This is a genomic window from Actinoplanes sp. CA-142083 (assembly GCF_050942195.1).
Lineage (GTDB): Bacteria > Actinomycetota > Actinomycetes > Mycobacteriales > Micromonosporaceae > Actinoplanes.
On the sequence record NZ_CP192076.1, the window covers coordinates 4,929,837 to 4,954,460 of the forward strand.

At 70.2% G+C, this 24,624-nt stretch carries 23 protein-coding genes; 13 read left to right on the forward strand and 10 right to left on the reverse strand.

The genetic code is table 11. The features are described from left to right. Positions 1-39 precede the first annotated feature (39 nt). The 7 genes from ACQPZX_RS22525 to ACQPZX_RS22555 all read left to right on the forward strand — a co-directional run bounded on the left by ACQPZX_RS22525 (position 40) and on the right by ACQPZX_RS22555 (position 9,078). On the forward strand, positions 40-1,044 hold the full coding sequence (locus tag ACQPZX_RS22525) for a LacI family DNA-binding transcriptional regulator (RefSeq protein ID WP_433383855.1): 1,005 nt from the start codon (positions 40-42) through the stop codon (positions 1,042-1,044). A gap of 223 nt (positions 1,045-1,267) precedes the next feature. Then, entirely contained in the window at positions 1,268-2,581 is a 1,314-nt protein-coding gene (locus tag ACQPZX_RS22530; RefSeq protein ID WP_433383857.1) for an ABC transporter substrate-binding protein, read from the forward strand. A 58-nt stretch (positions 2,582-2,639) separates the two neighbouring features. Continuing rightward, a complete protein-coding gene (locus ACQPZX_RS22535) occupies positions 2,640-3,539 on the forward strand; it encodes a carbohydrate ABC transporter permease (RefSeq protein WP_433383859.1) in 900 nt (299 codons plus the stop codon). 1 nt (position 3,540) lies between these two features. Then, entirely contained in the window at positions 3,541-4,425 is an 885-nt protein-coding gene (locus tag ACQPZX_RS22540; RefSeq protein ID WP_433383861.1) for a carbohydrate ABC transporter permease, read from the forward strand. Positions 4,426-4,434: 9 nt separating this feature from the next. Next, positions 4,435-6,669, forward strand: coding sequence for an alpha-xylosidase (gene yicI, locus ACQPZX_RS22545; protein ID WP_433383863.1), 2,235 nt, complete (start codon positions 4,435-4,437; stop codon positions 6,667-6,669). A 77-nt stretch (positions 6,670-6,746) separates the two neighbouring features. Then, complete coding sequence (locus tag ACQPZX_RS22550; protein ID WP_433383865.1) at positions 6,747-7,763, forward strand: carbohydrate kinase family protein; 1,017 nt, start codon at positions 6,747-6,749, stop codon at positions 7,761-7,763. Continuing rightward, positions 7,756-9,078 (forward strand): 6-phospho-beta-glucosidase, encoded by a 1,323-nt coding sequence (locus ACQPZX_RS22555; RefSeq protein WP_433383867.1) that lies wholly within the window; start codon positions 7,756-7,758, stop codon positions 9,076-9,078. The genes ACQPZX_RS22550 and ACQPZX_RS22555 overlap by 8 nt, the downstream gene beginning before the upstream one ends. On the opposite strand, the gene ACQPZX_RS22560 is transcribed toward ACQPZX_RS22555, so the two are convergent. Next, complete coding sequence (locus tag ACQPZX_RS22560; RefSeq protein WP_433383869.1) at positions 9,075-9,554, reverse strand: CGNR zinc finger domain-containing protein; 480 nt, start codon at positions 9,552-9,554, stop codon at positions 9,075-9,077. The genes ACQPZX_RS22555 and ACQPZX_RS22560 overlap by 4 nt on opposite strands. 102 nt (positions 9,555-9,656) lie before the next feature. Here ACQPZX_RS22560 and ACQPZX_RS22565 point away from each other — a divergent pair, with 102 nt between their 5' ends. The 3 genes from ACQPZX_RS22565 to ACQPZX_RS22575 all read left to right on the forward strand — a co-directional run bounded on the left by ACQPZX_RS22565 (position 9,657) and on the right by ACQPZX_RS22575 (position 13,232). Then, positions 9,657-11,102 carry an MFS transporter gene (locus ACQPZX_RS22565; RefSeq protein ID WP_433383871.1) on the forward strand — a complete coding sequence of 482 codons (1,446 nt, stop codon included), beginning with the start codon at positions 9,657-9,659 and terminating at the stop codon, positions 11,100-11,102. Between the two features lie 159 nt (positions 11,103-11,261). Continuing rightward, positions 11,262-12,512 carry a hypothetical protein gene (locus ACQPZX_RS22570; protein WP_433383873.1) on the forward strand — a complete coding sequence of 417 codons (1,251 nt, stop codon included), beginning with the start codon at positions 11,262-11,264 and terminating at the stop codon, positions 12,510-12,512. A gap of 252 nt (positions 12,513-12,764) precedes the next feature. Beyond that, positions 12,765-13,232, forward strand: coding sequence for a GNAT family N-acetyltransferase (locus tag ACQPZX_RS22575; RefSeq protein ID WP_433383875.1), 468 nt, complete (start codon positions 12,765-12,767; stop codon positions 13,230-13,232). Positions 13,233-13,332: 100 nt separating this feature from the next. Here ACQPZX_RS22575 and ACQPZX_RS22580 read toward each other — a convergent pair whose 3' ends face one another. Next, positions 13,333-13,683, reverse strand: a complete 351-nt coding sequence (locus ACQPZX_RS22580; protein WP_433383877.1) for a hypothetical protein — start codon at positions 13,681-13,683, stop codon at positions 13,333-13,335. A 291-nt stretch (positions 13,684-13,974) separates the two neighbouring features. Here ACQPZX_RS22580 and ACQPZX_RS22585 point away from each other — a divergent pair, with 291 nt between their 5' ends. After that, positions 13,975-15,843 carry a PAS domain S-box protein gene (locus ACQPZX_RS22585; RefSeq protein WP_433383879.1) on the forward strand — a complete coding sequence of 623 codons (1,869 nt, stop codon included), beginning with the start codon at positions 13,975-13,977 and terminating at the stop codon, positions 15,841-15,843. On the opposite strand, the gene ACQPZX_RS22590 is transcribed toward ACQPZX_RS22585, so the two are convergent. Next, positions 15,821-16,711 carry a M56 family metallopeptidase gene (locus ACQPZX_RS22590; protein WP_433383881.1) on the reverse strand — a complete coding sequence of 297 codons (891 nt, stop codon included), beginning with the start codon at positions 16,709-16,711 and terminating at the stop codon, positions 15,821-15,823. The genes ACQPZX_RS22585 and ACQPZX_RS22590 overlap by 23 nt on opposite strands. After that, on the reverse strand, positions 16,708-17,088 hold the full coding sequence (locus ACQPZX_RS22595; protein ID WP_433383883.1) for a BlaI/MecI/CopY family transcriptional regulator: 381 nt from the start codon (positions 17,086-17,088) through the stop codon (positions 16,708-16,710). The genes ACQPZX_RS22590 and ACQPZX_RS22595 overlap by 4 nt, the downstream gene beginning before the upstream one ends. A gap of 277 nt (positions 17,089-17,365) precedes the next feature. Here ACQPZX_RS22595 and ACQPZX_RS22600 point away from each other — a divergent pair, with 277 nt between their 5' ends. After that, positions 17,366-18,283 carry a DMT family transporter gene (locus ACQPZX_RS22600; RefSeq protein WP_433383885.1) on the forward strand — a complete coding sequence of 306 codons (918 nt, stop codon included), beginning with the start codon at positions 17,366-17,368 and terminating at the stop codon, positions 18,281-18,283. Here the strand turns inward: ACQPZX_RS22600 and ACQPZX_RS22605 are convergent. Beyond that, positions 18,270-19,889 carry a methyl-accepting chemotaxis protein gene (locus ACQPZX_RS22605; protein ID WP_433383887.1) on the reverse strand — a complete coding sequence of 540 codons (1,620 nt, stop codon included), beginning with the start codon at positions 19,887-19,889 and terminating at the stop codon, positions 18,270-18,272. The two genes, ACQPZX_RS22600 and ACQPZX_RS22605, sit on opposite strands and share 14 nt — an antisense overlap. 1 nt (position 19,890) lies before the next feature. Continuing rightward, entirely contained in the window at positions 19,891-21,546 is a 1,656-nt protein-coding gene (locus ACQPZX_RS22610) for a methyl-accepting chemotaxis protein (RefSeq protein WP_433383889.1), read from the reverse strand. A 159-nt stretch (positions 21,547-21,705) separates the two neighbouring features. On the opposite strand from ACQPZX_RS22610, the gene ACQPZX_RS22615 reads away from it, so the two are divergent. Beyond that, positions 21,706-22,041: a carboxymuconolactone decarboxylase family protein gene (locus tag ACQPZX_RS22615; RefSeq protein WP_433383891.1), complete on the forward strand. Its 336-nt coding sequence runs from the start codon at positions 21,706-21,708 to the stop codon at positions 22,039-22,041. Here the strand turns inward: ACQPZX_RS22615 and ACQPZX_RS22620 are convergent. The 4 genes from ACQPZX_RS22620 to ACQPZX_RS22635 are packed head-to-tail and all read right to left on the reverse strand — an operon-like array spanning position 22,007 to position 24,559. Next, a complete protein-coding gene (locus tag ACQPZX_RS22620) occupies positions 22,007-23,155 on the reverse strand; it encodes an AI-2E family transporter (RefSeq protein WP_433383893.1) in 1,149 nt (382 codons plus the stop codon). The genes ACQPZX_RS22615 and ACQPZX_RS22620 overlap by 35 nt on opposite strands. Further along, the gene (locus ACQPZX_RS22625; RefSeq protein WP_433383895.1) at positions 23,139-23,582 is read right to left on the reverse strand and encodes a DUF7144 family membrane protein; all 444 of its coding nucleotides are present in this window, start codon (positions 23,580-23,582) and stop codon (positions 23,139-23,141) included. The genes ACQPZX_RS22620 and ACQPZX_RS22625 overlap by 17 nt, the downstream gene beginning before the upstream one ends. A gap of 2 nt (positions 23,583-23,584) precedes the next feature. Further along, positions 23,585-24,325, reverse strand: a complete 741-nt coding sequence (locus ACQPZX_RS22630; protein ID WP_433383897.1) for a potassium channel family protein — start codon at positions 24,323-24,325, stop codon at positions 23,585-23,587. Beyond that, complete coding sequence (locus ACQPZX_RS22635; protein ID WP_433383899.1) at positions 24,326-24,559, reverse strand: hypothetical protein; 234 nt, start codon at positions 24,557-24,559, stop codon at positions 24,326-24,328. It lies immediately after the preceding gene. Between the last annotated feature and the right edge of the window lie 65 nt (positions 24,560-24,624).

Genomic DNA, 24,624 nt, shown 5'->3' on the forward strand with positions numbered 1-24,624 from the left:
CGCATCATGGAACGCGATCGGGTCACGTGGGGAGGGCCGATGCCGACGATCAACGACGTCGCCCGGGCAGCCGGGGTGTCGCCGAGCACGGTGTCGTACGTGCTGAGCGGCCGTCGTCCGATCTCGGCGCAGACCCGGGCCCGGGTCCAGGCGGCCATCGCCGAGCTCGGCTTCCACCCGCACGCCGGCGCCCGGGCGCTCGCGAGCAGCAAGACCAACGTCGTGGCGCTCGTGGTGCCGCTGCGGGTGGACGTCAACGTGCCGGTCATCATGCAGTTCGCCACGGCCGTGGTCACCGCGGCCCGCACGCACAACCACGACGTGCTGCTGCTGACCAAGGACGAGGGCACCACCGGCCTCGAGCGGGTGGCGCACTCGACCATGGTCGACGCGCTCATCGTCATGGACGTGGAGAAGCACGACGTGCGCATCCCGGCGCTGCGGCGGCTCAAGCAGCCGTCGGTGCTGATCGGGCTGCCCGACGACCCGGCCGGCATCGTCTGCGTCGACCTCGACTTCGCGGCCGCCGCGAAGGAGACGCTGCGCCATCTGGCGTGGCACGGTCACCGGCGGATAGCCCTGGTCGGGCCGTCGCCGTCGGTGTACCGGCGCGGCACCAGCTACGCCGACCGGTTCCTGGCCGGCTTCACCGAGGCGTCGGCCGAGCTGGGCCTGCAGACGATGACCCACCCGTGCGAGCCGGCTCAGGACGGGGTACGCACCTGCCTGGCCGACATCGACGCCGAGCTCGACGGCGTCACCGCGCTGGTGGTGCACAACGAGGAGGCCCTGCGCCCGCTGCTCGATCAGCTGCGGGCCGCGGGGCGCCGCGTGCCGGAGGACATCTCGGTGGTGGCGGTCTGCCCCCGGGACGTCGCCCTCGCCATGCCGATCCCGCTGACGTCGGTCGACATACCGTCGCACGACGTGGGCGGGCTGGCCGTCGAGACCGTGATGAAGCTGCTCGACGGCCGGCACACCGAGCCGATCCGGCTCCTGCCCCCGACGCTGGTGGAGCGAGACAGCTGCGCCGCGCCGCACTGATACGTCCAGAAAGTCTCTTTCGTACCTAAACTCGATCAAGGTTTTCGGCCCGGTGCGGGCCGGAAGAAGCCGGTGGCCCCCGGGACCCGATCGTTGCGAAATCTCTTCGTCACACCGTTGACATGTATGCGCGGCGAACCCTAACGTCACCGGAAAGTCCCGCGTCGAAGCGCTTCGACGACCCCGTGTCGAAGCGCTTCGACGAACCCATCCGGAGGACGGCATGTTCAGAAAACGAGCCGGCGCTGTTGCCGGTGCATTCTTGCTGGCATCGTCACTCGCGCTGACCGCGTGCAGCGGTTCCGGCTCGGACGACGAGGACAGCGGCAGCGACGCCAAGACCCTTACCCTCTGGCACTACGAGGGTCCGACCAGCGCCATGGGCGTCGCCTGGAACAAGGCGATCGAGCTCTTCAAGGCGTCGCACCCCGGCGTCACGGTGAAGTTCGAGGAGAAGTCCTTCGAGCAGATCCAGCAGAACGCGCAGATGATCCTCAACTCGGACAGCGCGCCCGACATCCTCGAGTACAACAAGGGCAACGCGACCGCCGGCCTGCTGTCGAAGCAGGGCCTGCTGACCGACCTGAGCGACCAGGCCACCAAGCGGGGCTGGGACAAAAAGCTCAGCACCAGCCTGCAGACCACCGCCAAGTACGACGAAGACGGCATCATGGGCTCGGGCAAGTGGTTCGGCATCCCGAACTACGGCGAATACGTCATGGTCTATTACAACCAGGACATGTTCAAGAAGTTCAACCTGCAGGTGCCGACCACTCTGGACGAGTTCACGAAGGTGATGGACGCGTTCAAGGCCAAGGGCGTCACGCCGCTGAGCGTCGGCGGCGCCGAGTACCCGGCCCAGCAGATCTTCTACGAGCTCGCGCTGTCCAAGGCGGACCGCTCGTGGGTGGACGACTACCAGCTCTACAAGAACAAGGTCGACTTCCACGACGCCGCGCTCACCTACGGCGCCCAGACGTTCTCCGACTGGGTCGGCAAGGGCTACATCGCCAAGAACTCGGCCGGCATCAAGGCCGAGGACATGGGTGTCGCGTGGGAGCAGGGCAAGTTCCCGATCCTGATCTCGGGTAGCTGGTGGTACGGCCGGTTCGCCAGCGAGGTCAAGAACTTCCAGTGGGGCTCGTTCCTCTTCCCGGGCAACAAGCTGCACCCGGGCTCGAGCGGCAACCTCTGGGTGGTCCCGGAGAAGAGCAAGGCCAAGTCGCTCGCGTACGACTTCATCGACATCACGATGCAGCCCGAGGTGCAGAACCTGCTCGGCAACAACGGCGGAGTTCCGGTGGCGGCCGACGCCGCGTCGATCACCGACGCCAAGAACAAGGAACTGATCGACAACTTCAACAAGATCTCCTCGGAGGACGGCCTGGCCTTCTACCCCGACTGGCCGGCGCCCGGTTACTACGACGTGCTCGTGGCCGGCACCCAGGGCCTGATCAACGGCTCGAAGACCCCCGCCGCGTTCCTCGACGAGATCGCGAAGCCGTACAACGAGAACCTCGCCGACCTCGGCAAGTGACCGGATGGCGGCGGCGGGTCGTGAGGCCCGCCGCCGTCGAGGAAAGAAGGACCTCCCAATGTCCGGAAAATCCGGTAAAGGCGGCTACGCGGTTTACCTGATCCCGGGGGTCGTCGCGTCCCTGGCGATCATCGTGGTTCCGTTGATCATGACGGTCTACACCAGCTTCACCAAGTGGAACGGTGTGGGCGACCAGAAGTGGATCGGCTTCGACAACTACACCAGGCTGTTCCACGACACGCTGTTCTGGCAGTCGTTCGGGCACATCATCCTGCTGATCCTGGCCATGGCGGTGGTGCCGACGCTGGTGGGCCTGGTTCTCGCGGCGCTGCTGTTCGACTACATCGCCAAGCACTTCAGCAACCGCTGGGCGTCGGTCTTCCGATCCGGTTTCTACATCCCCCAGGTCATCCCCGTTGCCGTCACCGGCATCGTGTGGGGCTGGATCCTGCACCCGGACTACGGCGCGCTCAACAAGATCCTCGACTCGATCGGGCTGCACGGACTGGCCAAGAACTGGCTCGGCGACCCCGACTACGCGCTCTACAGCGTCATGGCGATCATGATCTGGTTCCAGCTGGGCTACCCGATCGTGATGTTCATGTCCGGCCTGCAGCGGATCGACCCCTCGCTGTACGAGGCCGCGGACCTCGACGGCGCCACCTGGTGGCAGCGCTTCCGCAAGATCACGGTGTACATGATCCGGCCGGAGTTCTACGTCGTCCTGATCACCACCACGATCGCGGCGCTGAAGATCTTCGGGCAGATCTTCGTGCTCACCCGGGGCGGGCCGAGCAACGCGACGCTGGTGCCGTCGTACTTCGCGTACAAGAACTTCTTCGAGAAGGCCCAGGTGGGCTACGGCTCGGCGATCTCCACCGTGCTCACCGTGATCATCATCGTGCTCGCCATCGTGTTCCTGCGGTTGCAGAACCGGGCCGAGAAGTCCGGAGCCTGACATGACCGTGACCGCAACCCCCTCCCGGCTCGACAACAGCGAGGCGCCGATCAAGGCCGCGAAGCGTCGCAACCCGGCCCGCTTCGCCATCCTGTTCGGCCTGCTGGTGCTGCTCCTGCTGGTCATCGCGCCGCTGCTCGTGGTCGCGATCAACGCGTTCAAGAGCCCCGCCGACTACGCCAGCAACGGCCCGCTGTCGCTGCCCGGGCACCTGTACTGGGACGGCATCGTCAACTTCTGGAACCGGGTCAACTTCGGCCAGAAGCTCTGGAACAGCTTCATCTCCAGCATCGTCGTGGCGACGCTCGGCGTGCTGCTGAGCATTCTCAACGCGTACGCCCTCGGCATCGGCAAGGTTAAGGGCCGGGTCTGGTTCCTGGTCTTCTTCCTGGTGGCCAACCTGCTGCCGCAGGAGGTGCTGGTCTACCCGCTGTACTACCTGTCGAAGCAGGTCGGGCTCTACGACAACCTGATCTCGATCATCATCATCTTCACCGTCATCCAGAGCGCCTTCGGGACGTACCTGCTGACTTCGGTCTACACCGAGTTCCCGACCGAGCTGCTGGAGGCCGCCGCCATCGACGGCGCCGGCAAGTGGCGCAGCCTCTGGCGCGTCGTGGTCCCGGTCAGCCGGCCCACCCTCGGCGTGCTGTTCACGTTCTTCTTCATCTGGACCTGGAACGAGTTCTTCCTGCCGCTGGTCTTCCTGATCTCGAACGACAACCAGACCGTGCCGGTCGCGCTCGGCGTGCTGCAGGGCGACCGCCTCATGGACGCCACCACGACCAGCGCCTCGGCCCTGATCGGCATCCTGCCCGCCATGTTGTTCTTCCTGATCTTCCAGCGGACGCTCACCCGCGGCATCGCCGCCGGCGCCATCAAGTAAAGGACCGACATGAAGTTCACCGACGGCTTCTGGCTCAAGCGTGCCGGGCTGACCGTGCTGCATCCAGCACAGTTGCACGACACCGAGAACGACGGCGCGACGCTGACCGCGTACGCGACCGCCAAGAAGGTCAAGAGCCGCAGCGACACCCTCGACGCGCCGATCATCACGATCCGCGCGGAGGCGCCGGCGCCGGACGTGATCCGCGTGACGATCGGTCATTTCCTCGGTGGTGTCGCCAAAGGCCCGAATTTCGCGCTGAACAGCGAAGATCATTCAGTCATCGTGACCGACAACGAGATCACTTCGGGCTCGCTGACCGCCCGGTTCAACCAAGATGACTGGGGCCTGGACTTCATCGCGGACGGGAAAAGGCTGACCGGAAGCGGCTGGAAGGGAATGGGCATTGTCGACACGGTCGACGGTGCTCACTTCGTACACGAGCAATTGGATCTTGGTGTTGGCGAAGCCGTTTATGGTCTGGGCGAGAGGTTCGGGCCGTTCGTGAAGAACGGGCAGAGCATCGACATCTGGAACGAGGACGGCGGCACCAGCAGCGAGCAGGCCTACAAGAACGTCCCGTTCTATTTCACCAATCACGGGTACGGCGTGCTCGTCGACAACCCTGGGAAAGTTTCGTTCGAAGTTGCCAGCGAGATGGTGTCGCGGACGCAGTTCAGCGTGGCCGGGCAGACGCTGTCCTACGTGGTGATCTACGGGCCGACGCCGGCCGACATCCTGCGCAAGTACACGGCGCTGACCGGGCGGGCCGCGCTCCCGCCGTCGTGGTCCTTCGGGCTGTGGCTGACCACCTCGTTCACCACCCCTTACGACGAGGAAACGGTCACCCAGTTCGTCGACGGAATGGCGTCGCGGGACCTGCCGCTGAGCGTCTTCCACTTCGACACGTTCTGGATGCGCGAGTTCCACTGGTGCGACTTCGAGTGGGACCCGCGGATCTTCCCGGACCCGCCGGGCATGCTCAAGCGGCTGCACGACCGCGGACTGCGGACGTGTCTGTGGATCAACCCGTACATCGCGCAGCGTTCCTCGATGTTCGCCGAAGGCGTGGCCAACGGTTATCTCGTGCGGCTTTCCAACGGCGACGTCTGGCAGTGGGACCGGTGGCAGGCGGGGATGGCGCTGGTCGACTTCACCAACCCGGCGGCCGTCTCCTGGTTCGCGGACAAGTTGCGGAACTTGGTCGACATGGGGGTCGACGCATTCAAGTCGGACTTCGGCGAGCGGATCCCGGTCGACGACGTCGTCTGGCACGACGGGTCCGACCCGGAGCGGATGCACAACTACTACACCCAGCTCTACAACCAGGTCGTCTTCGACGTGCTGCGGGAGGCCCGCGGCGAGGGGGAGGCGGTGCTGTTCGCGCGGTCGGCGACGGTCGGCGGGCAGCAGTTCCCGGTGCACTGGGGCGGGGACAACTCCGCCACGTACGAATCGATGGCGGAAAGCCTGCGCGGCGGGCTCTCGCTGATGTCTTCCGGCTTCGGCTTCTGGAGCCACGACATCGGCGGCTTCGAGGGGCGGCCCGACCCGGCCGTCTTCAAGCGGTGGATCGCGTTCGGGCTGCTCTCCTCGCACAGCCGGCTGCACGGCAACCACTCGTACCGGGTGCCGTGGCTGTTCGACGAGGAGTCGGTCGAGGTGCTGCGCAAATTCACGCACCTCAAGTACTCGCTCATGCCGTACCTGTTCGAGGCCGCCCGCCAGGCGCACGAGGACGGGCTGCCGGTCATGCGGCCGATGATCGTCGGGTTCCCCGAGGATCCGGCCGTCACCCACCTCGACCGGCAGTACCTCCTCGGCTCGTCCCTGCTCGTCGCGCCGGTGTTCTCCGAGGCCGGCCAGGTCACGTACTACGTGCCCGCCGGGAAGTGGACGCACTTCCTCACCGGCGAGGTCGTCGAGGGGCCGGGCTGGGTCACCGAGACGCACGGGTTCGACAGCGCGCCGCTGCTGGTGCGGCCGGGCGCGGTGCTGCCGGTCGGCAGCCGGACCGACCGGCCCGACTACGACTATCGCGACGGGATCACGCTGCGGGTTTACGGGCCTCTTCCGACGCGGACGGAGGTGCGCGTGGGCGAGACCACGTTCACTGTTGTCGGCGACGGCGACGCCGTGCGGGTCACCCGGGACGGCGCGGCGCTGCCGTGGCGGGTCGAGATCGTCGGCGGCGCCGCGGCGGACGCACCCGCCGAGGACTCCTCGGTGACACTTGATATCTGATATTTGATAGGCAATGGGGGTGGTCCTGCGTGCAGGATCACCCTCGGCGCGTTGCCCGGCCGAAATAAGATCGCACAATGGCGCCGACGCTGGACCTCTTCGTTCCCGGTGTCGTCTACCTCGACATCGTCTTCACCGGACTCCGTGATCTGCCCCGCCCCGGCACCGAGGTCTGGGCCACCGGAATGGGCTCCTGCCCCGGCGGGGTGGCCAATCTCGCGGTCGCCGCGGCCCGCCTCGGCCTGCGCACCGGGCTGGGCACCACCCTGAACACCGACGCTTATGGTGATTTTTGCGCATCGATCCTCTGTGGCCAGGAAGGCATCGACTTGTCGCCCTCGACCCGGGCCGAGGGGCACTCTCCGGTCACCGTGTCGCTCGCGTACGCCCGGGACCGCAGCATGGTCACCCACGGGCATCCGCCGCCGCTCAACGCCTCCGGGCTGGTGGGCGCGCTGCCGGCGGCCCGCGCAGCATCGGTGAGCCTGACAAAGGATCGACTTCCGTGGGTACGGGAGGCGCGGTCCATGGGAACGCTGGTCTTCGCCGACGTGGGCTGGGACGACAGCGAGGAATGGCCGTCCGAGGCCCTCGCCATGCTCGACGACTGCTACGCCTTCCTGCCGAACTCGGTGGAGGCCATGCGCTACACCCGGGCCTCGTCGCCGGAGGAGGCGGCGCGGCGGCTCGCCGGCCTGGTGCCGGTCGTGGTGGTGACCTGCGGCTCGGACGGGGCGATCGCGATCGACTCGGCGACGGGGGAGCTGGTGCACGTGCCGGCGGTGCCGGTCGAGGCCCTCGACCCGACCGGGGCCGGGGACGTCTTCATGGCGGGCTTCATCCTGGGCACGCTCGGCAATTGGCCGCTGGCGCAGCGGCTCGCCTTCGCGAATCTCATCGCGTCGCTTTCCGTGCAGCATTTCGGGGGATCGCTGTCGGCGCCCGGCTGGGGTGACATCGCGGACTGGTGGCGGGCTTCGGAGGATCCGCGCTACGCCTTCCTCGACGACGTGATTCCGGACGGGGAGCAGCGGGTGGTCCGCCGCGCGGGCGCGACCATCGCCCGGCTGTCGGACGCGCAGGCCCATGGCTGAGGGGCGCCGGCTCACCATTCTCGGTGGGGGCGGATTCCGGGTGCCGCTCGTCTACGGGGCGCTTCTCGGAAGCGACAGCCCGATCGGGTCGGTCGTCCTCTACGACGTTTCCGCCGCCCGGCTCCACGCCATTTCGCGGGTGCTGCACGCCCAGGCGGCGACGGCCGGGCACCCGCCGGCCATCTCCGTCACGACCGACCTGACGGAAGCGCTGACCGGCGCCGATTTCGTGTTCAGCGCGATTCGGGTGCACGGCCTCGCGGGACGGGTCATCGACGAGCGGGTGGCGCTCGGCGAGGGCGTTCTCGGGCAGGAGACGGTGGGGGCCGGCGGAATAGCGTACGGATTGCGGACATTGCCGGTCGCGGATGCGATCGCGCGCCGCATCGCCCTGGTCGCGCCGGAATCGTGGGTCATCAACTTCACCAACCCGGCCGGGCTGGTCACCGAGGCGATGGCCGTCCACCTCGGGGAACGCGTGATCGGGATCTGCGACTCGCCGTCGGCCCTCGGGCGGCGGGTGATGCGAGCGCTGGGAGTGGAATCCGGGAAGCTCGAATACGCGGGGCTCAACCATCTGGGGTGGCTCTCGGGCGTACGCGTCGATGGCGAGAATGTGCTCCCGCGGCTGCTGGAATCCGACGAAGCCCTCGGGTCCTTCGAAGAAGGGCGCCTTTTCGGGGCGGCGCGGTTGCGCTCGCTGGCCGCGGTGCCCAACGAATATCTGCACTATTACTACGACACCGAGGATCTGGTACGGGCTTCGCTGGGCGCCACGGAGACGCGCGGGGAGTTTCTGTTGCGACAGCAGGACGAGTGCTATGCGCGGCTGTCGGCGCCGTCGGCCGATCCGCTGCGATCGTGGACCGCGGCGCTGCGGCAGCGCGACGCGACGTATATGGCGCTCGAAGGCCTCGGGGAACGGGACGACGCCGAAGGCGGCGGATATGAGGCGGTGGCGCTCGCGCTGATGATGGCGATCGCGTCGGACACGCCGACGGATCTGATTCTCAACGTGCGCAATCGCGGGACGCTCGCCATTCTCGACGACGACGCCGTAGTTGAGGTGCCGTGCCGGGTCGACGGTTCGGGGGCGCATCCCTATCCGGGGGCGGCGATTCCTGAGCATGGGGTTCCGCTGGTGACGCGGATGAAGTCGATCGAGCGTGCGGTCCTGGAGGCGGCGCGATCGGGCTCGCGGGCGGTGGCGGTGCGCGCGATGGCCTGCCACCCGCTGATCGACTCGGTGCCGGTGGCGCGGCGCCTGGTCGCGGAGTATCAGCGGCAGTTGCCCGAGCTTTCCTACCTGCGTTAGCCCGTGGCCGCTCGGTTGCGGCGGCGGAAGGCTGCGGCCCTCGCCCTGTTTTGGCAGGTCAGGCAGCAGAAGCGGCGGCGTCCGGCGGGGGAGGCGTCCACATAGACGTCGGCGCACTGGTCGTCGGCGCAGACGCCGATGCGGCCGGGATGCTCGGCGAGGTGGTGTCGCAGGGCCAGCGCGGCGGCGGCCCGCTCCTTTTCGGCCGGGTCCTCGACCGTCCACTCCTCGGTCAGGACGCCGTCGTGGGTGGCGAGCTCGGGGCGAACCCTCGTGCGGTCGAGCAGGGCGGTGACCAGCCGGGCCCGCTCGGCCGGATCGGAAGCGGCGAAGACCGGGTGGAGCTCGTCGGCCAAGGTCGTGCGGACGGAATCGTCGCTCGGGGGGCGCTGGTCGAGCGCGCGGGGGAGCGAGCCCCACTCGTTGACGAAGCCCACCAGCTCCGCCAACGGCATGACCACGATGCGCGTCGTCATCCCGCGAGCATAACGCATTGGAGGTGCTCTTCGCGTTGCATCCTGCCGTGTGCGGGCATAACGTGAAGAACGAATTCATCGCGTTATGCGAAGGGACTCACCATGCGCAGCTGGACCGGACTCGCCGTGCTGGCCCTGCCCTGTCTGCTCGTCTCGCTCGACGCCGAGGTGCTGAACCTCGCCGCGCCGCAGCTCAGCCGCGACCTGCACCCGACCGGCGTGCAGCTGCTCTGGATCATGGACAGCTACGTGTTCGTGGTGGCCGGCGGGTTGATCGCGGCGGGCGTCCTCGGCGACCGGATCGGACGTCGCCGCCTGCTGCTCGCCGGGGCGGCCGGGTTCGGCGCCGCCTCGGTGCTGGCCGCCTTCGCCACCACGCCCGCGCTGCTGATCGCCGCCCGGGTCCTGATGGGCCTGGCCGGGGCGTCGCTGATGCCGTCGACGCTCGCGCTGATCCGCGTGATGTTCCCCGACGCGCGCCGCCGTACGATCGCGCTCGGTGTCTGGAGCGCAAGTTTCTCCCTCGGCGGCGTCGCGTCGCCCCTCGTCGGTGGAGTTCTGCTCGCGCATTTCTGGTGGGGCTCGGTCTTCCTCATCGCCGTCCCCGCGGTGCTGCTGCTCCTCGCGCTCGGCCCGGTCCTGCTGCCGGAGTCCCGCGACCGCACGGCCACCTCGTTCGATGCGCCCGGTGCGTTGCTGAGCCTCGCTTCCGTGCTGCTTTTCGTGTACGGCGTCAAGCGTGTCGCCGCGTCGGGCCTCTCGGCCGTACCCGTGCTCGCTGTTGTCGTGGCCGCAGGCCTGTTCGTGATTTTTCTTCGCCGGCAGCGCCGGATCCCGCAGCCGCTGCTGGACCTGACGCTGTTCCGGGACGCCCGGATGACGGTGGCCGTGGGCAGCAACGCCCTGTCGTACTTCGTCCTCTATGGCAGCCAGCTCGCGATCGCCCAGTATCTGCAGTTGTTCCTCGGCCTCTCACCGCTGCAGGCCGGATTGTGGACGCTCCCGTCGGTCATCGCCTACCTGCTCGCGTCGTTCGGCGGGCCGGCCCTGACCCGCTTCGCCGCGCCGGGCCAGGTGATCGCGGCCGGGCTGGCCACGATGGCGGTGGGCTTCGCCGTGCTGGCGCTCGGCGGCCTGCCCGCCGTGGTCACCGGGATGGTTCTCTTCTCGATCGGGCTGGCCCCCGCCTACATCCTCAGCACCGAGCTGGTCGTCGCCACGGTGCGGCCGGCCCGCGCGGGCATGGCGGCGGCGGTGACCGAGACCGGGTGTGAGCTGGGCGGGGCCCTCGGCATCGCGATCCTGGGCTCCTTGGTGGTGGCCGCCTATCGGCACGGCACGGGGCTGCCCGGCACCTTTGCCGAGTCCGCGGCGGCCGCGCCTGCCCACGATGCCTACGGCGGGGCCTTCGCCCTGATGGCACTGACCGCGGCGGTCCTGGTGGCGGCGGCCTCGGTCCTGGCCGCCCGGGTTCTGCGGCCCGCCGGATCGGTGAACAGTTCTGCGACCCCTACAGGCGTTATGGATTATTCGGGGAGGCCCGGATGACGACGGCGCCCCGCACCCGCCCTGCCCTTCATCCGTCGGGAGTGATGTCTGCTTCGCGGGCCTCGCCGAGACTTCGGCTAGCGCGACCGAAGCCCGGCCAAGCGGGCGGATCCCGGCGCGCCTCGCGCCGTGCCGGCGCCGAGCACGAAGGGACTCAGGATGAGACTGTTCGCGCATGCCCGCCCGCTCGTGGCGGCTCTGGCCGTGGCCGGCGCCCTCGCCGGACTGGCGGCCTGCGACGCCGGCGGGGGTGGCACCGCGTTGCCGTCGACGTTGCCTTCCCTCGAGCGCACCCGCGAGACGGCCGGCGCGACGCCGACCAGGACCGACGCGGCCGAGCCCACTGCTACGACGGGCCGCCCGACCCGAACCGCTGAGACCACCGAGCCGGCTGAGACCACCAAGCCGGCTGAGACCACCACGCCGGCCTCGACCACCACGCCGGCCTCGACCACCACGCCGGCCTCGACCACCCGGCCGGCCGAGACCACCAAGCCCGCGGAAACGACGAAGCCCGTCGAGCCGACCCGGACGACGAACCCACCCGAGACGACACCGCCCACCACCGAGGCGGCCGCGGCGACCACCCCGGCCACTCCGACCGCCAGCCCTTCCGCGGTCGCGGCCGCCTCGGACACGGGCGGGATCAGCACGCTTGGCTGGCTGCTGATCCTCCTCGTGCTGGTCCTGGCGATCCTCGTCGGCGTCATGCTGGTCAACCGCCGCCGCCGCGCCGCCGAATGGGTGACCGAGGCGGCCGCCCTCGCCGCGAACGGCCGCAGCCTGATCGCCAACCGTCTCCCCGCGGTGCTGAGCACCCGGGACGCCTCCGACCGGGCCCTCGCCTGGCCGCCGGTCCGAGCCGACCTGACCGAGACGGCGGCCCGCTGGTCCGCCCTGGCCGGCAACGCGGCGGACGACTACCACCGCGATGCGGCCGGCCAGATCACCGTCATGACGCAGGACCTGGTGACGGCCATCGACGCCGAGAACCAGGCCCTGGCAACCGGCCGCGACTGGCGCCGGCTGAGCCCCCAGGTGGACCAGATCGTGCAGGCCTTGGACAACGCCCTGCTCGCCTTCGTCACCCCGCAGACCGACCCCAACGCCAGCACCGGCCCCGACCCCACCGCGGGCCCCGGCCCGGCCTACGGCGCCGGCCCGGGCTACGGTCCCGCTCCCGGCACCGGTCCGACCCCCGGCTACGGTCCCGCTCCCGGCACCGGTCCCATCCCCGGCACCGGTCCCACCCCCGGCTACGGTCCCGCTCCCGGCACCGGTCCCACCGCGGGCCCGGGCCCCGGCCCGAACCCCAATCCCAACCCGAACCCGAACCACGGTGCCGGCCCCAATCCCGACGAAGACCCGGACTACGGCTCCGGTCCCGGATCTGGGCCTTACCCAGCCTGACTCTTTCCCGGACCGGCCCGGCCTCAGCGCCGGGCCGGTTCCGAAACCGGCATCCGACGACCGCCGACGGCGACCTGCGCCCTGCGGTCAGCGGCGGCGCCCTGCGGTCAGCGACGGCGATCCGCGGCGAGCGACGGCGACCTGCGACCCGCGGTCAGCGACGGCGACCCGCGGCGAGCGACGGCGACCTGCGACCCGCGGTCAGCGACCCGCGGTCGGCGCCCGGCGGCGTCAGGCGGCAGAATCGGTCCGGTGAGAATCAGGGACGCCGAGGACGGCGACATCGACGCCATCATCGAGATCGGTCACCGCACCTGGCCGCCGACCTACGGCTTCGCCGGCGACGAGTACGTCCGCGACGGCCTCGCCACCTGGTGGTCGCGCGAGGCGATCGAGCGGAGCCTGCGCGACACGACCGTGCTGGTCGCCGCGGGTGACGACGGCCTGCTCGGCATCGGCAACATCGACCTGCGCGGCGAGACGCCGATCATCTGGAAGCTGTACGTCCTCCCGGAGGCCCAGGGCACCGGCGCCGGCAGCGCGCTGATCGACGCCCTGCGTGAGCGCGCGCCGGGCCGCCCCGTCCGCCTCGAGTACGTCGGCGGCAACGACCGCGCGGCCCGCTTCTACGAGCGCCGCGGCTTCACCGAGCTGCGCCGGGAGCCGGGCGAGCGCCCCGGCTGGCCCGAAACGATCTGGATGGAACACCGCCCGGACTGACCCAGGCCGCAACGGCCGCCAGGGACAGCCCCCAGACTGCCCCCGACGACCGCGCCGGCCCAACGACCGCGCCAACGGCGTCGACCCTGACGATTCCGGATCAGGCCGTGAACGTGGCCTCCGACTTGACCGCCGCCGCCTCGTCCGCGACCGCCTCGTCCACCTTCGCGACTGCCTCGTCCGTCGCCGCGACCGCTTCTTCGGACGTCCGGTTCCCGATCAGCCGCGCCGCCACCACCGCGGCGGCCGCGCCACCGAGGGTCGCGAGGATGGCGGTGACCGCGATGGCCCGCCTCCGCCGCTGGATCTGCTGGCCGCGCATCACCTGGTAGGCCAGCCCCATCCGGTCGGCATACACCGGCACGAGCTGCCGGAACTGCCCGCCGCTGATCCGCGCCGCGGTCCACGCGCCGGCCAACGCATCGCGCAGCTCGATCTCACGTCGTCCCATGGTTCATCCCTTCACGGTGCGATTGTGCGTGGCGAGTGCGGCGACGCGCGTCCCGCGGGTCCCCGGCCCACGTCGACCACCCTCCCGTCCGCGCGGCCTCGCCCGCCTCACCCGCTTCGGATGAACCCGCCCGAGCGGACCAAAAACAAAAAGCCAGTCAAATGCCCCGATTTCGTACGGCCGGCGCAAGCATTCCCCGAACCCGGCCAGGACGGTCGTGAGCCGCCGTAACCTACCGGTATCCGGTCGGGGGCGAACCGGCTCGAGCGTCGTGGGGAGGCCGACCCCGGGGTGAAGCTCAAGGAACCGATCTCGCGACCGCCGTACCTGCTGGTTTCGGCCTCGACGGTGACGGTTCTCGGCATCGGGGCGGCCGCCGCGCCACCGCGGATGCTCATGTTCGGCTGGGTGGCGCTGGGGCCCGCGCTCGCCGCCGCCTCGGCCCGGACGGCGGTGGTGCTGGCCGTCGGCGGGTACGCGTTCGTGGCCGGCCTGGCCATCTCCACCTGGCAGGGCCTGCTGGGCTCGGCCGACCAGATCCTGCGGCTGCTGGTGCTGGTGTGCATCACCGCGATCGCCACCGGCCTCGCCCGCCACCAGGAACGCCTCCAGCGCGACGCGGCCGGCGCCGCCCGGGAGCGGGAGATGCTGGCCGCCCTCGCCGAGCAGTCGGCGGACGCGATCATCGGCAGCACGCTCGACGGCGTCATCACCGCGTGGAACGCCGGCGCGGAGCGGATGTACGGCTACCGGGCGGAGGAGGTCATCGGCCGCCAGCTCGCCGAGCTGCTGCCACCCGACCGGGCGGCACGCCTTCCGCAGGCGCTCGAGCGACTCGCCGCCGGTGAGCAGGTGTGGATCGACGAGTCGGAGCGCCTGCACAGCGACGGCACCTCGCTGACCGTGTCGGTGGTCGTCTTCCCGATCCGTGACCAGTTCGGCCTGGTCGTCGGGACGGCCGCCACCGAGCGGGACATCACCGGGAAGAAGCGGCGGGAGACCGAGGAGCGGCTGGCCAAGGAACGGTCGGAGCGGGCGGCCCGGCTGGAGAGCCTCGGCCAGCTCGCCGGGGGAGTCGCGCACGACTTCAACAACCTGCTGGCGATCATCCTGAACTACGCCGACTTCCTCGCGGAGGAGGTCAGCGAGGCGGGCGCGGCCGACCTGGCCCGCATCCGTGACGCGGCGGACCGGGCGCGATCGCTCACCGGTCAGCTTCTGCTGTTCGCCAAGCGGGAGCCCACCCAGGTCGAGATCGTCGACCTGAACGACGTGGTGACCGAGGCCGGCGACCTGCTGAGCCGGACGATCGGCGCGAACATCCGCCTCGGCTGCCGCCCCCGGTCCGGCCGGCTGCCGGTGCGGGCCAACCGCGGCCGCCTGGACCAGATCCTGCTCAATCTCGTCGTCAACGCCCGCGACGCGATGCCCGACGGCGGCGACGTGCTGGTCGAGACCGGCGTCGCCGAGATGACCGGCGGCCCGGCCGAGCCCCTTGCCCCGGGCCGGTACGCGGTCCTCTCGGTCCGCGACACCGGCGTCGGCATGACGGCCGAGGTGCGGGATCGGCTCTTCGAGCCGTTCTTCACGACCAAGCCGCCGGATCAGGGAACGGGCCTGGGGCTGGCCACCGTGTACGGCATCGTCGGCGACGCCTGCGGCCACATCGGCGTGGAGTCACAGCCGGGCGCCGGAACCACCTTCCGCATTCTGCTGCCGCTCGCCACCACGCCCGGGGAGGTGCCCGATTGCCCGGCGCCGGCGGGTCCCGCCCAGGGTCACGGCGAGCGGGTCGTGGTGGTCGACGACGACGACTTCGTCCGCGACCTGGTGGTGCGCATCCTGCGGGAGAACGGCTACCGCACCAGCGCGCTCAGCGAGGAAGCGCTGGCCGGCGCCGATCTGCACGATGCCGCACTGCTGGTCGTCGACGTCGTGCTGCGCGGAAGATCCGGACCCGAGGTCGCCGGCCATCTGCGCCACAAGTGGCCCACCTTGAGGGTGCTGCTCATGTCCGGCTACAACGAGACCGACCTGCGCACCCGCTACGGCATCCCCGAGGCGATCACCATCGTGCAGAAGCCCTTCACCGCGATCGAGCTCCTCGGCACCGTCGGCGAGGCCCTGGCGCCGGCCGCTAGACCGCCAGCCAGGCGCTGAGAATATCGAGGAACGAGGCCGTGGCGGTTACCTCCAGCAGGAGGCAGGCCAGCGCGACGGCGCCCAGCAGGGCCAGCTGGCGGCGGGCCGTGGCGGGAGGCGGGCTGTGCAGGGCGCGGACCCGGCGGACGATGACGCCGCCGTGCATGCCCAGGGCCGGGGCCGGGGTCGGGTGGCTGGCGGTGGCCAGGGCGGCGCGAGCGACGGCGCGGGCGACCAGGTCGCGGTCGCCCACGCCGGTGGCGGCCTCCTCGTCGGCCCACCGCTCGACCAGGTAGGTCACGGCGTCGCGGGCGGGGCGCAGCAACGGGTTCACCGCGGCGGCGGCGCTGGTCAGCATGACCGCCATGTGGTGGCGGTGGGCCAGGTGGGCGCGCTCGTGGGCCAGGACCGCCCGGCGCTCCTGGGCGTCCAGGACGCGGAGCATGCCGGTGGTCAGCAGGATCTCGCCGGGGCGGCCGGGGACGGCGACGGCCAGGGGCTCGGCCCAGTCGGCCACCACCACGTCGCCGGCGGCGGGGCCGGCGTTGCGGAGGCGGCGGGCGGCGGTCTGGCGGAAGTAGAGGTCGCGGCCCAGGCGGAACAGCACGACCACCAGGAGGCCGAGCGCGGTCACGGCGACCCAGTCCGGCACCGGCTCGGGGAGGTCCATGCCGGTCCGGACGTTCGTGGCGACCATCGACGGGAGGTCGTCGAACAGGGTCAGGAACAGCAGCAGCAGCGACCAGATGGTGGCGGCGGCCGAGAGCACCGCGGCGGCGACCAGGCCGGGGACGGCGGCGCGGGGGCGGGCGCGGTCGATGGCGTAGCGGGCGGCGAAGGCGACCAGCAGCGGCAGGACCAGGGGGAGGTAGACGGCCAGGGTCATGACTCACGCTCCGCGAGAAGGGCACGAAGGGTGTCGGCGTCGTCCTCGCCCAGGGCGGCGGCGAACTGCTGCAGCACGGCCCGGCGGTCGGGGCGCTCGTCGAGGGTGGCCCGCATGCGGGTCGCGGCCAGGGTGGCGGCGTCCTGCGCGGGCCAGTAGGAGTGGCCGCGGCCGCGGTCGGCGGGGCCGCGGCGGACCAGATCTTTGTCGAGCAGGCGGATGAGAATGGTCTGGACCGTGTTGTACGCCAAGTCGCCGCCCAGCGCCGCCTGCACCCCGGCGGGGGTCAGCGGCTCGCCGGCGGCCCACAGCGCGGCCATCACCTCGGACTCGAGCTCACCCCGGGCCCGCCGGCGACCGGCCTCGTCCTCGGCCATCCCACCACTCCGTTCGGAAGACGTTGGTAGGAGGTTATCGTCCGGGGCCGGCAAAACCCGGGTCCCGATCCCGACATGCGGTCAGCACCACCGTTCCGGGGCATGCGGCCTACTACGATCGCCTGATGCACCGGAACGTCGTCATCTCCCCGCCCCGCTCCTGAGCGGGACGGCCTCCCTCCGCGCCGGTGTTCCCGGCGCGCGATGACGCGTATCCGGCTGTCCCGCTTCCGCGACCACAGACCTTTGTCGCCGAAGCAGGAGCATCAGCATCATCATGACTAAAATCGAAATTTCCGAAATGCCGGTGGTGGTCGGCCGGACCGACCGGAGCGGGCTTGCCTTTCTCGTCGTGGCCGGCGTTCTCTGGGGCACGGGCGGCCTCAGCGGCACCCTTCTCGCCCGCGAGACCGGCCTGACCTCGCCGGCGATCGCCACCTACCGCCTCGGGCTCGGCGGGCTTCTCCTCGTCCTGTTCTTCCTGATGACGCGCGCGAAGATGCCGAGGGGCCGGGCGGCGTGGACCAGGATCGTCACGCTCGGCGTGCTGGCCGCCGAGTTCCAGGCCAGCTATTTCGCCGCCGTCGAGCGTGTCTCGGTCAGCCTCGGCACGCTGCTCACGATCGGCGCCTCACCCGTCCTGGTGCTGGTGGCCGAGGGCGTGCTGGGCCGCCGCCGGGTAGGACCCCGCGCCCTGGCGACGGTCCTCACCGCCCTGACCGGATTGACGCTGCTCATCGGCGTACCGAATGGGGAGCGTGACCTGACCACGCTGCTGGCCGGCGCCGGGTTTGCCCTGCTCGCCGCAGGCGGATTCGCGACCATGACGGTGATCGGCGCCCGCCCGGTGAAGGGTCTGGACGATCTCGCCGGCACCGGCCTCGCCTTCACCGTCGGCTCGGTCGTGCTGGTGCCGCTGGCGACCGCCGGCGGTGGGCTGGCCTTCACCCCGGCGTGGCCGGCCCTGGGACTTCTGGTCCTGCTGGGCGTCGGGCCGACGGCCATCGCGTACGCGGCGTACTTCCGTGGCCTCCGCACATCGGAGGCCGGCACCGCCGCTCTGATGGCGCTCCTGGAACCGCTCGTCGGCACCGCCCTCGCCGTGGTGATCCTCGGCGACCGCCTGGGCGTCGTGGGCACGACCGGGGCGGCGCTCCTCGTCCTCGCTCTGGTGATCGAGGCTAGGCGCGAGTGACCTGGAACTGATCGACGATCTCCTGGAGCTCGCGCGACATGATCTCCAGGTTCTCGGCGGTCTCCTGGGCCTCGACCACGCCGTCGGCGGTCACCTGCGCCGACGTCGCCACCCCGGAGACGCCCTCGGCGATCTCCTCGGAGCCGGTCGCCGCCTCGACGATGTTGCGGCCCATCTCGGCGGTCGTCGCGGTCTGCTGTTCCACAGCCGCGGCGATCGTCGTCGAGTGCTCGTTGACCTGGCCGATGATGTTGGTGATCCGGTCGATCGCGGTGATCGCCGCCGTGGTGTCCTGCTGGATCGCCTGCACCCGCGCGCCGATGTCCTCGGTGGCCTTCGCGGTCTCCTGCGCCAGGTCCTTGACCTCGGAGGCCACCACCGCGAAGCCCTTGCCCGCCTCGCCCGCGCGCGCCGCCTCGATCGTCGCGTTGAGGGCGAGCAGGTTGGTCTGCTCGGCGATCGAGGTGATCAGCTTGACCACCTCGCCGATCTCGACGCTGGAGCGGCTCAGCTGCCCGATCGTCTCGCCGGCCTCGCGGGCGCTGTCCACGCCGCTGGCCGCGACCCCGGCGGCCATCGCCGCGCTGCCGGAGATCTCGCGGATGGCCGCGTTCATCTCCTCGGTGCCGGAGGCCACCGTCTGCACGCTGCGCGACACCTCCTCGGCCGCCGACGCGACCCGGTCGGACTGCCCGGACGCGTCGTTGGCGGCGGCCGAGATCCGCCCGGAGGCCACGGTCAGCTCGTGGGAGGCGCCGGCGAGCGTACGGCTGTGCTCACTGATCTTGCCAAACGCGGTGAGCAGCACCTCGAGCGTGCTGTTGACCGCACGACCCATCGTGCCCAGCTCGTCGCGGCCCGCCGCGGGCGCCTGGACGGTGAGGTTCTTGGCGGCGACCGCGCGCAGCGTCGCCACGGTCTTCCCGAGCGGTTGCGTGATGCTGCGGGTCACCAGCACGGCCAGGCCCGCGGCGAGGCAGAGGCTGAGCGCGCCGGCGACGAGCATCAGCGTGCGCGACGTGTTGGCGGTCGACTCGGCGTCGGCCTTGGCCGCGGCGGCCTGCGCGTTGGTGAGGCCGACCAGGTCGTCGATGGCGGTGAAGATCTTCTGCATGTAGTCGAGGGCGGCGCCGGAGACCAGATCGCCGGCCTTCGCGAAGCCGGCCGCGGTTCCGGTGCGGAAGGCCGCGATGACCTGCTCGTCGGTCGCCATGAACTCGTCGAACGACGCCGACGCGGTGGCCACCGCGTCCTTCTCGGCGGAGGTGAGGTTGTCGGCCTCCAGCACCGCGATGTCGTTCTTGAACTCGGCCGCCGACGCGAGGAAGTTCTTGCGCTGCCCGACGGTGTCCGAGTCGGCGTCCTTCACCCCGCGCTGGATGTCGAACGCGTAGCCGCTCTGCCAGCCGTTGAAGTCGGCGGTGCGGAACTTCGCGGTGAGCGCGTCGTGCTGCAGCTGGGCCGCCGCGGCCAGCTCGCCCGACGCGGCCTTGGCCCGCTGCTGCCCCCAGAGGCCGACCGCCACCGCGGCCATCAGGCACAGGCACACGCCGGTGAACGCGATGGCCAGCCGGGCCCCGATCTTGAGGTTGCTCAGCACTCCCATGTCACACCCGGAAGCGGGCAACGACCCCGCGAAGCTCGTCAGCGACCTGGGACAGCTCGGTGACGGACTGGTCGGCCTCGTTGAGGGCGCCGGTCTGCGCCTGCACGGCCTCCGCCACCGAGTTGATGTTGCCGGCGATGTTGGCGCTGCCGGAGGCGGCGTCGCCGATGCTGCGGCTCATCTCGTTGGTGGTGGCCGTCTGCTCCTCGACCGCGGAGGCGATGGTGACCTGGTAGTCGTTGATCTCCGAGATGATCCGGGAGATCTCGCCGATCGCCTCGACCGCGCTGGTGGTGTCGGCCTGGATCGCCTCGACCCGCCGGGAGATGTCCTCGGTCGCCTTGGCGGTCTCCTGGGCGAGGTCCTTGACCTCGGTGGCGACCACCGCGAAGCCCTTGCCGGCCTCGCCGGCGCGGGCCGCCTCGATGGTCGCGTTGAGCGCGAGCAGGTTGGTCTGCTCGGCGATCTGGGTGATCACCTTGACCACGTTGCCGATCTCCTCGGACGAGGTGCCGAGCTTGGCGACGGTGTCGTTGGTGGACTGGGCGACGCCGACCGCGCTCGCCGCGACCTGGGCGGCGTTGTTGGCGTTCTCGGCGATCTCGCGGATCGACACGCCCATCTCGTCGGAGCCGGCGGCGACCGACTGCACGCTGGTGGACACGTCGCCCGCGCCGGAGGCGACCACGCCGGCCTGCTCGGCGGCCTCCTGCGCGCCGGCCGCGAGCCGGGCGCTGATGCTGGTCAGCCGCTGGGTGCCCTCGCCGAGGGTCTGTGCGCCGTGGGTCAGCGCGGACACCGTGGTGCGCAGGCCCTCGCGGGCCCGGTTGACCGCGGCCGCCATGGCGCCCAGCTCGTCGCGGGAGCGGACCTCGGCGGCGACGGTCAGGTCGCCCTCGGCCACCGCGTCCAGGGCGGCGGCGACGGTGGTGAGCTGCCGGCGGATCATCCGGATGACCGCGACGCATATGAACGCCGCCAGAATGAACCCGACAATGAGCGCGATCAGCGTGACCGTCCGGGCCCGTCCGTAGGCGGCAGTGCCATCCCGCGCCATCTGGTCGGAGAGCTGGTCCTCGAGCTGCTGCATGCTGATCACGGCCTCGGCCATGGCGGTCTCGACCTTGTTGAACTCGGGGCCGATCTGATCGGCGGCCGGCATCGTGTAGCCGGCGGCGAGCGGCTCACCGTAGAGGACGGTGTCGCGCAGCGCACGGTAGTGCTCGACGGCCTCGGTGAACTTCGCGAGGGCGGCCTGCCGCGGTGCCGAGCCGGCGGTGATCGTGGAGTACCGGCCGAGGGCGGCGTCCATGGCGTCGTCGGCCTTCGCCATGGAGTCGCGGCCGCTCTGGATCGTGGCCTTGTCGCCGTTGGCGAGCTGGGTGAGCACCATGCCGCGGAACATCGCGGCCAGTTCGCCGCGGATGTTGGCCACTTCCTGGAGGCTGTCGACGTGCTGGGACTTCATCTCCTTGAGGCCGGCGTTGAGGGTCGCCATCCGGTTGAGCGAGAGCACGGCCACGCACAGGGCCACGACCGCGACGCAGGCCGCCGCGATGACCGTCTTGAGCGTGAGGCTGCGGTCGCCGAGCAGCGCCTCGAAGACGTTGCGCTGCACCGTTATCGGCGAGGAGCCCGCCTCGATCTGTCTGGGCAATGCCGTCCCCCGATGCACGAGTACGCCGAATTCGACTCACTTTAGAATCGGATTCGCGTTCGAGGGAGTAATACGACAAATCCCCTTTTAAACCAGCGCCGATGCGTACCATCCGCGCGGGATGAAGCCGGCGGCAACGGCGCGGGCGAGGCTTCCCGCATGACTATGACCCAGGAATTCGACGACGCCATGCGCGAGCTCGCGCAGGGCGGTGGGCCGGTGCTCGAAGCGCTCGCCAAGCAGTCCGAGGGCGCCCTTCAGAACTCCGGCATCGACCCGCGGACGGCGCTGCTCGTGCGCATGTCCGCGCTGGTCGCGATGGATGCGGCCCCCGCGTCCTACCTCATCCACCTCGGCATCGCCGACCGCGGCGGGGTGAAGGCCGAGACGATCGAGGCCATGCTCATCGAGCTCGCGCCGCTGGTCGGCAGCGCGCGGATCGTCTCGGCCGCCGGAAAGATCAATCAGGCTCTGCGGGAGCTTTCGGCTCCGTGACCCGCCCGTCGGGGCCGCTGTCGACCGCCGGCAGCGGCCCGCCGGAGACCAGCGGATTGAGCCACCGGGTCGACGGGTCGATGTCGACCAGCAGGCCCTTGGCCAGCAGGCTCAGCGGGATGGCGAGCAGGGCGCCGAGCGGTCCCAGCACCCAGCCCCAGAAGATCAGCGACAGGAACGACATGGTGGCGGAGAGCCCGACGGCGTCGCCGACCACCTTCGGCTGGATGATCGACTGGATCACGAAGTTGATCGCGCAGTACACCACGATCACCCAGATCATCTTCTCGACGCCGCCCTGGAGCAGGCCGAGCAGCGCCGGCGGGATCACGCCGATGATGAAGCCGATGTTGGGGATGTAGTTGGTGATGAACGACAGCAGGCCCCACAGGAACGGCAGCGGGATGTCCAGCGCCCACAGCGCGACCGTGTCGATCACCGCGACGGTCAGCCCGAAGACCGTGGTCACCCACAGATAGCGGCGGGTGCCCTGGGCGAACTCGCGCAGCGCGCCGACCACCTGCGGCCGTTGCGCGCCGCTGGCCGCGAGCCGGGCCGGGTAGTCGACCGCGTCGACGCACATGAACAGCAACACGGCCAGCAGGAAGACGGTGTTGGACAGCACGCCGGCGAGGCCGCCGAAGATCCACTCGATGACCCCGACGATCTGGGCGGGACTGGTCACCTTGTCGAGCGCGGCGAGCACCTGGGTCTGGTCGACGCCGAGGCTCGCCAGCGTGCTCGCGACGTCGGCGCGCAGGTCGAGGAACTGCTGCTGGTACTGCGGCAGCAGGTCGACCAGCCGGGCCAGCGACAGCGCCATCGCCACGCCGAGGACGGCCAGCAGCAGGTAGACGGCGAGCACGTTGACGACCATGGCGAGCCACAGCGGCACGCCCTTGCCACGCATCCAGATGGCGATCGGGCTGATCGTCACGGTCAGCATCAGGGCCAGGAAGACCGGGCCGATGAGGTCGGCGGTGATGCGCATCCCGCCGACCACCACCACGATGCAGGCTAGGCCGAGCAGCACGACGACGCCGCGCGGGAGGCCGGCGCCCGGGATGGCGTGCGCCGACCTCACCCGCGGCGGCCGCTCAGTACTGGACCTCACGGCCGTGCACCGCGAGCGCGTAGATCGCGAGCACGTCGAGGGCGATGATGATCGTGGCCCAGATCGGGTAGGCGGGCAGGAACGCGATGTTCGCCAGGGCGCTGAGCACCGCGATGATGATGCCGGTGACCCGGGCCCAGGTCTGGCCGAGCAGGACGCCGATACCGGTGCCCACCGCGATCAGGCCGAGGATCAGGTGCACCCAGCCCCACGTGGTGAAGTCCATGGTGAGCAGCAGCCCGTTGCGAGTGACCAGGTAGTACTCGTCCTTGAAGATGGCGACGAGGCCCTCGATCGCCTGGAATCCGCCCAGCATCATCAGCATGACGCCGGCGAAGACGACGTACCCGACCCAGCCCGTCGCCTGGGGACGTCGCGGTGCGTAGGTGGAATCGGAGGCCAGCGGCCTCTGCTGTGTCTCGGACATGCTCACTCCTCGGTGGAGGGTAAATTCGGACTCACGTTCGTCGTTTCCGGCGGTTCGGACGCCATCCCGGGCGAATGAAACTTGTCCCGCCAGCCCTTCGGGCTCCACACGTTGACGACCTTGGCCACGGCGGTGACCAGGAACAACTGACCGAGCAAAGCTTCGAGTACGGCCATCGTGCGGCCCGGGTTCCCGGCCGGGACGAGATCGCCGTACCCGGTCGTGGTGAGCGTGACGAAGCTGTAGAACAGGCTGTCGGCGAGGGTCCCGTCGCCCTGGGCGCCGTAGAACGGGCTGCTCTGGAACGCCGCCACGCAGCGGTAGGAGAAGGCAAAAGCCATCCCCAGCATCAGGTAGGTGGCGAGCGCACCCAGCATCAGCTCGCGGTCCACGTGCCGGCGGCGGCCCAGGTCGCCGAGGATGGAGACCGGCGCCACCACGTACAGCACGCTGCCGGCGAAGAAGATGAGACCCAGCAGCGTGTTGGGGTTGTCGAAGAGGTTCCAGCAGCCGGCGATCAGCGAGAGCAGGAAGATCACCGCGGCCAGGACGCGCAGGCTGGTGTGGGCGTGCGAGATCCGCAGCGCGTACCAGACCGTGCCGATCTGGGCGAAGAGCAGCAGCGAGATGGTCCAGCGGTGGTTCGCGACCGTCCCGATGACATAGGTGCCCGCGATCAGCAGCATCAGCGGGCCGTAGCTGTAGCTCGACCAGATCGGGGTACGCCGGCGCGGCCTGATCATCTAGTCGTCCGGATTCCCGGGGTCCTCGGTCCCGGGGAGCCGCCTGATCTCGATGAGCCGCAGGCCCATGCCGTGCATCCGGGAGATCAGACCGAACAGCGCGGACTGGTCGGGCAGCTCGCCGTAGAGGACGGTCTCGGGCGGCTCGACCGAGATCGTCATTTCGGAAAGCTCGTCCAGGAGCTCGCTCGGGATCGTCCCGGACACCCGCACCTGGTAGTTCGTGGCGGTCATAACCGTCCTCCCGCGGTCGGTTGGACCTTCAACACTCGACCTGTGCACGGCCCGCGTCGTCACCC

Coding starts and splice junctions, on each gene's coding strand:
- ACQPZX_RS22525 (WP_433383855.1), top strand. CDS start 40: ATGCCGACGATCAACGACGTCGCCCGGGCAGCCGGGGTGTCGCCGAGC.
- ACQPZX_RS22530 (WP_433383857.1), top strand. CDS start 1,268: ATGTTCAGAAAACGAGCCGGCGCTGTTGCCGGTGCATTCTTGCTGGCA.
- ACQPZX_RS22535 (WP_433383859.1), top strand. CDS start 2,640: ATGTCCGGAAAATCCGGTAAAGGCGGCTACGCGGTTTACCTGATCCCG.
- ACQPZX_RS22540 (WP_433383861.1), top strand. CDS start 3,541: ATGACCGTGACCGCAACCCCCTCCCGGCTCGACAACAGCGAGGCGCCG.
- yicI (WP_433383863.1), top strand. CDS start 4,435: ATGAAGTTCACCGACGGCTTCTGGCTCAAGCGTGCCGGGCTGACCGTG.
- ACQPZX_RS22550 (WP_433383865.1), top strand. CDS start 6,747: ATGGCGCCGACGCTGGACCTCTTCGTTCCCGGTGTCGTCTACCTCGAC.
- ACQPZX_RS22555 (WP_433383867.1), top strand. CDS start 7,756: ATGGCTGAGGGGCGCCGGCTCACCATTCTCGGTGGGGGCGGATTCCGG.
- ACQPZX_RS22560 (WP_433383869.1), bottom strand. CDS start 9,554: ATGACGACGCGCATCGTGGTCATGCCGTTGGCGGAGCTGGTGGGCTTC.
- ACQPZX_RS22565 (WP_433383871.1), top strand. CDS start 9,657: ATGCGCAGCTGGACCGGACTCGCCGTGCTGGCCCTGCCCTGTCTGCTC.
- ACQPZX_RS22570 (WP_433383873.1), top strand. CDS start 11,262: ATGAGACTGTTCGCGCATGCCCGCCCGCTCGTGGCGGCTCTGGCCGTG.
- ACQPZX_RS22580 (WP_433383877.1), bottom strand. CDS start 13,683: ATGGGACGACGTGAGATCGAGCTGCGCGATGCGTTGGCCGGCGCGTGG.
- ACQPZX_RS22590 (WP_433383881.1), bottom strand. CDS start 16,711: ATGACCCTGGCCGTCTACCTCCCCCTGGTCCTGCCGCTGCTGGTCGCC.
- ACQPZX_RS22595 (WP_433383883.1), bottom strand. CDS start 17,088: ATGGCCGAGGACGAGGCCGGTCGCCGGCGGGCCCGGGGTGAGCTCGAG.
- ACQPZX_RS22600 (WP_433383885.1), top strand. CDS start 17,366: ATGACTAAAATCGAAATTTCCGAAATGCCGGTGGTGGTCGGCCGGACC.
- ACQPZX_RS22605 (WP_433383887.1), bottom strand. CDS start 19,889: ATGGGAGTGCTGAGCAACCTCAAGATCGGGGCCCGGCTGGCCATCGCG.
- ACQPZX_RS22615 (WP_433383891.1), top strand. CDS start 21,706: ATGACTATGACCCAGGAATTCGACGACGCCATGCGCGAGCTCGCGCAG.
- ACQPZX_RS22625 (WP_433383895.1), bottom strand. CDS start 23,582: ATGTCCGAGACACAGCAGAGGCCGCTGGCCTCCGATTCCACCTACGCA.
- ACQPZX_RS22630 (WP_433383897.1), bottom strand. CDS start 24,325: ATGATCAGGCCGCGCCGGCGTACCCCGATCTGGTCGAGCTACAGCTAC.
- ACQPZX_RS22635 (WP_433383899.1), bottom strand. CDS start 24,559: ATGACCGCCACGAACTACCAGGTGCGGGTGTCCGGGACGATCCCGAGC.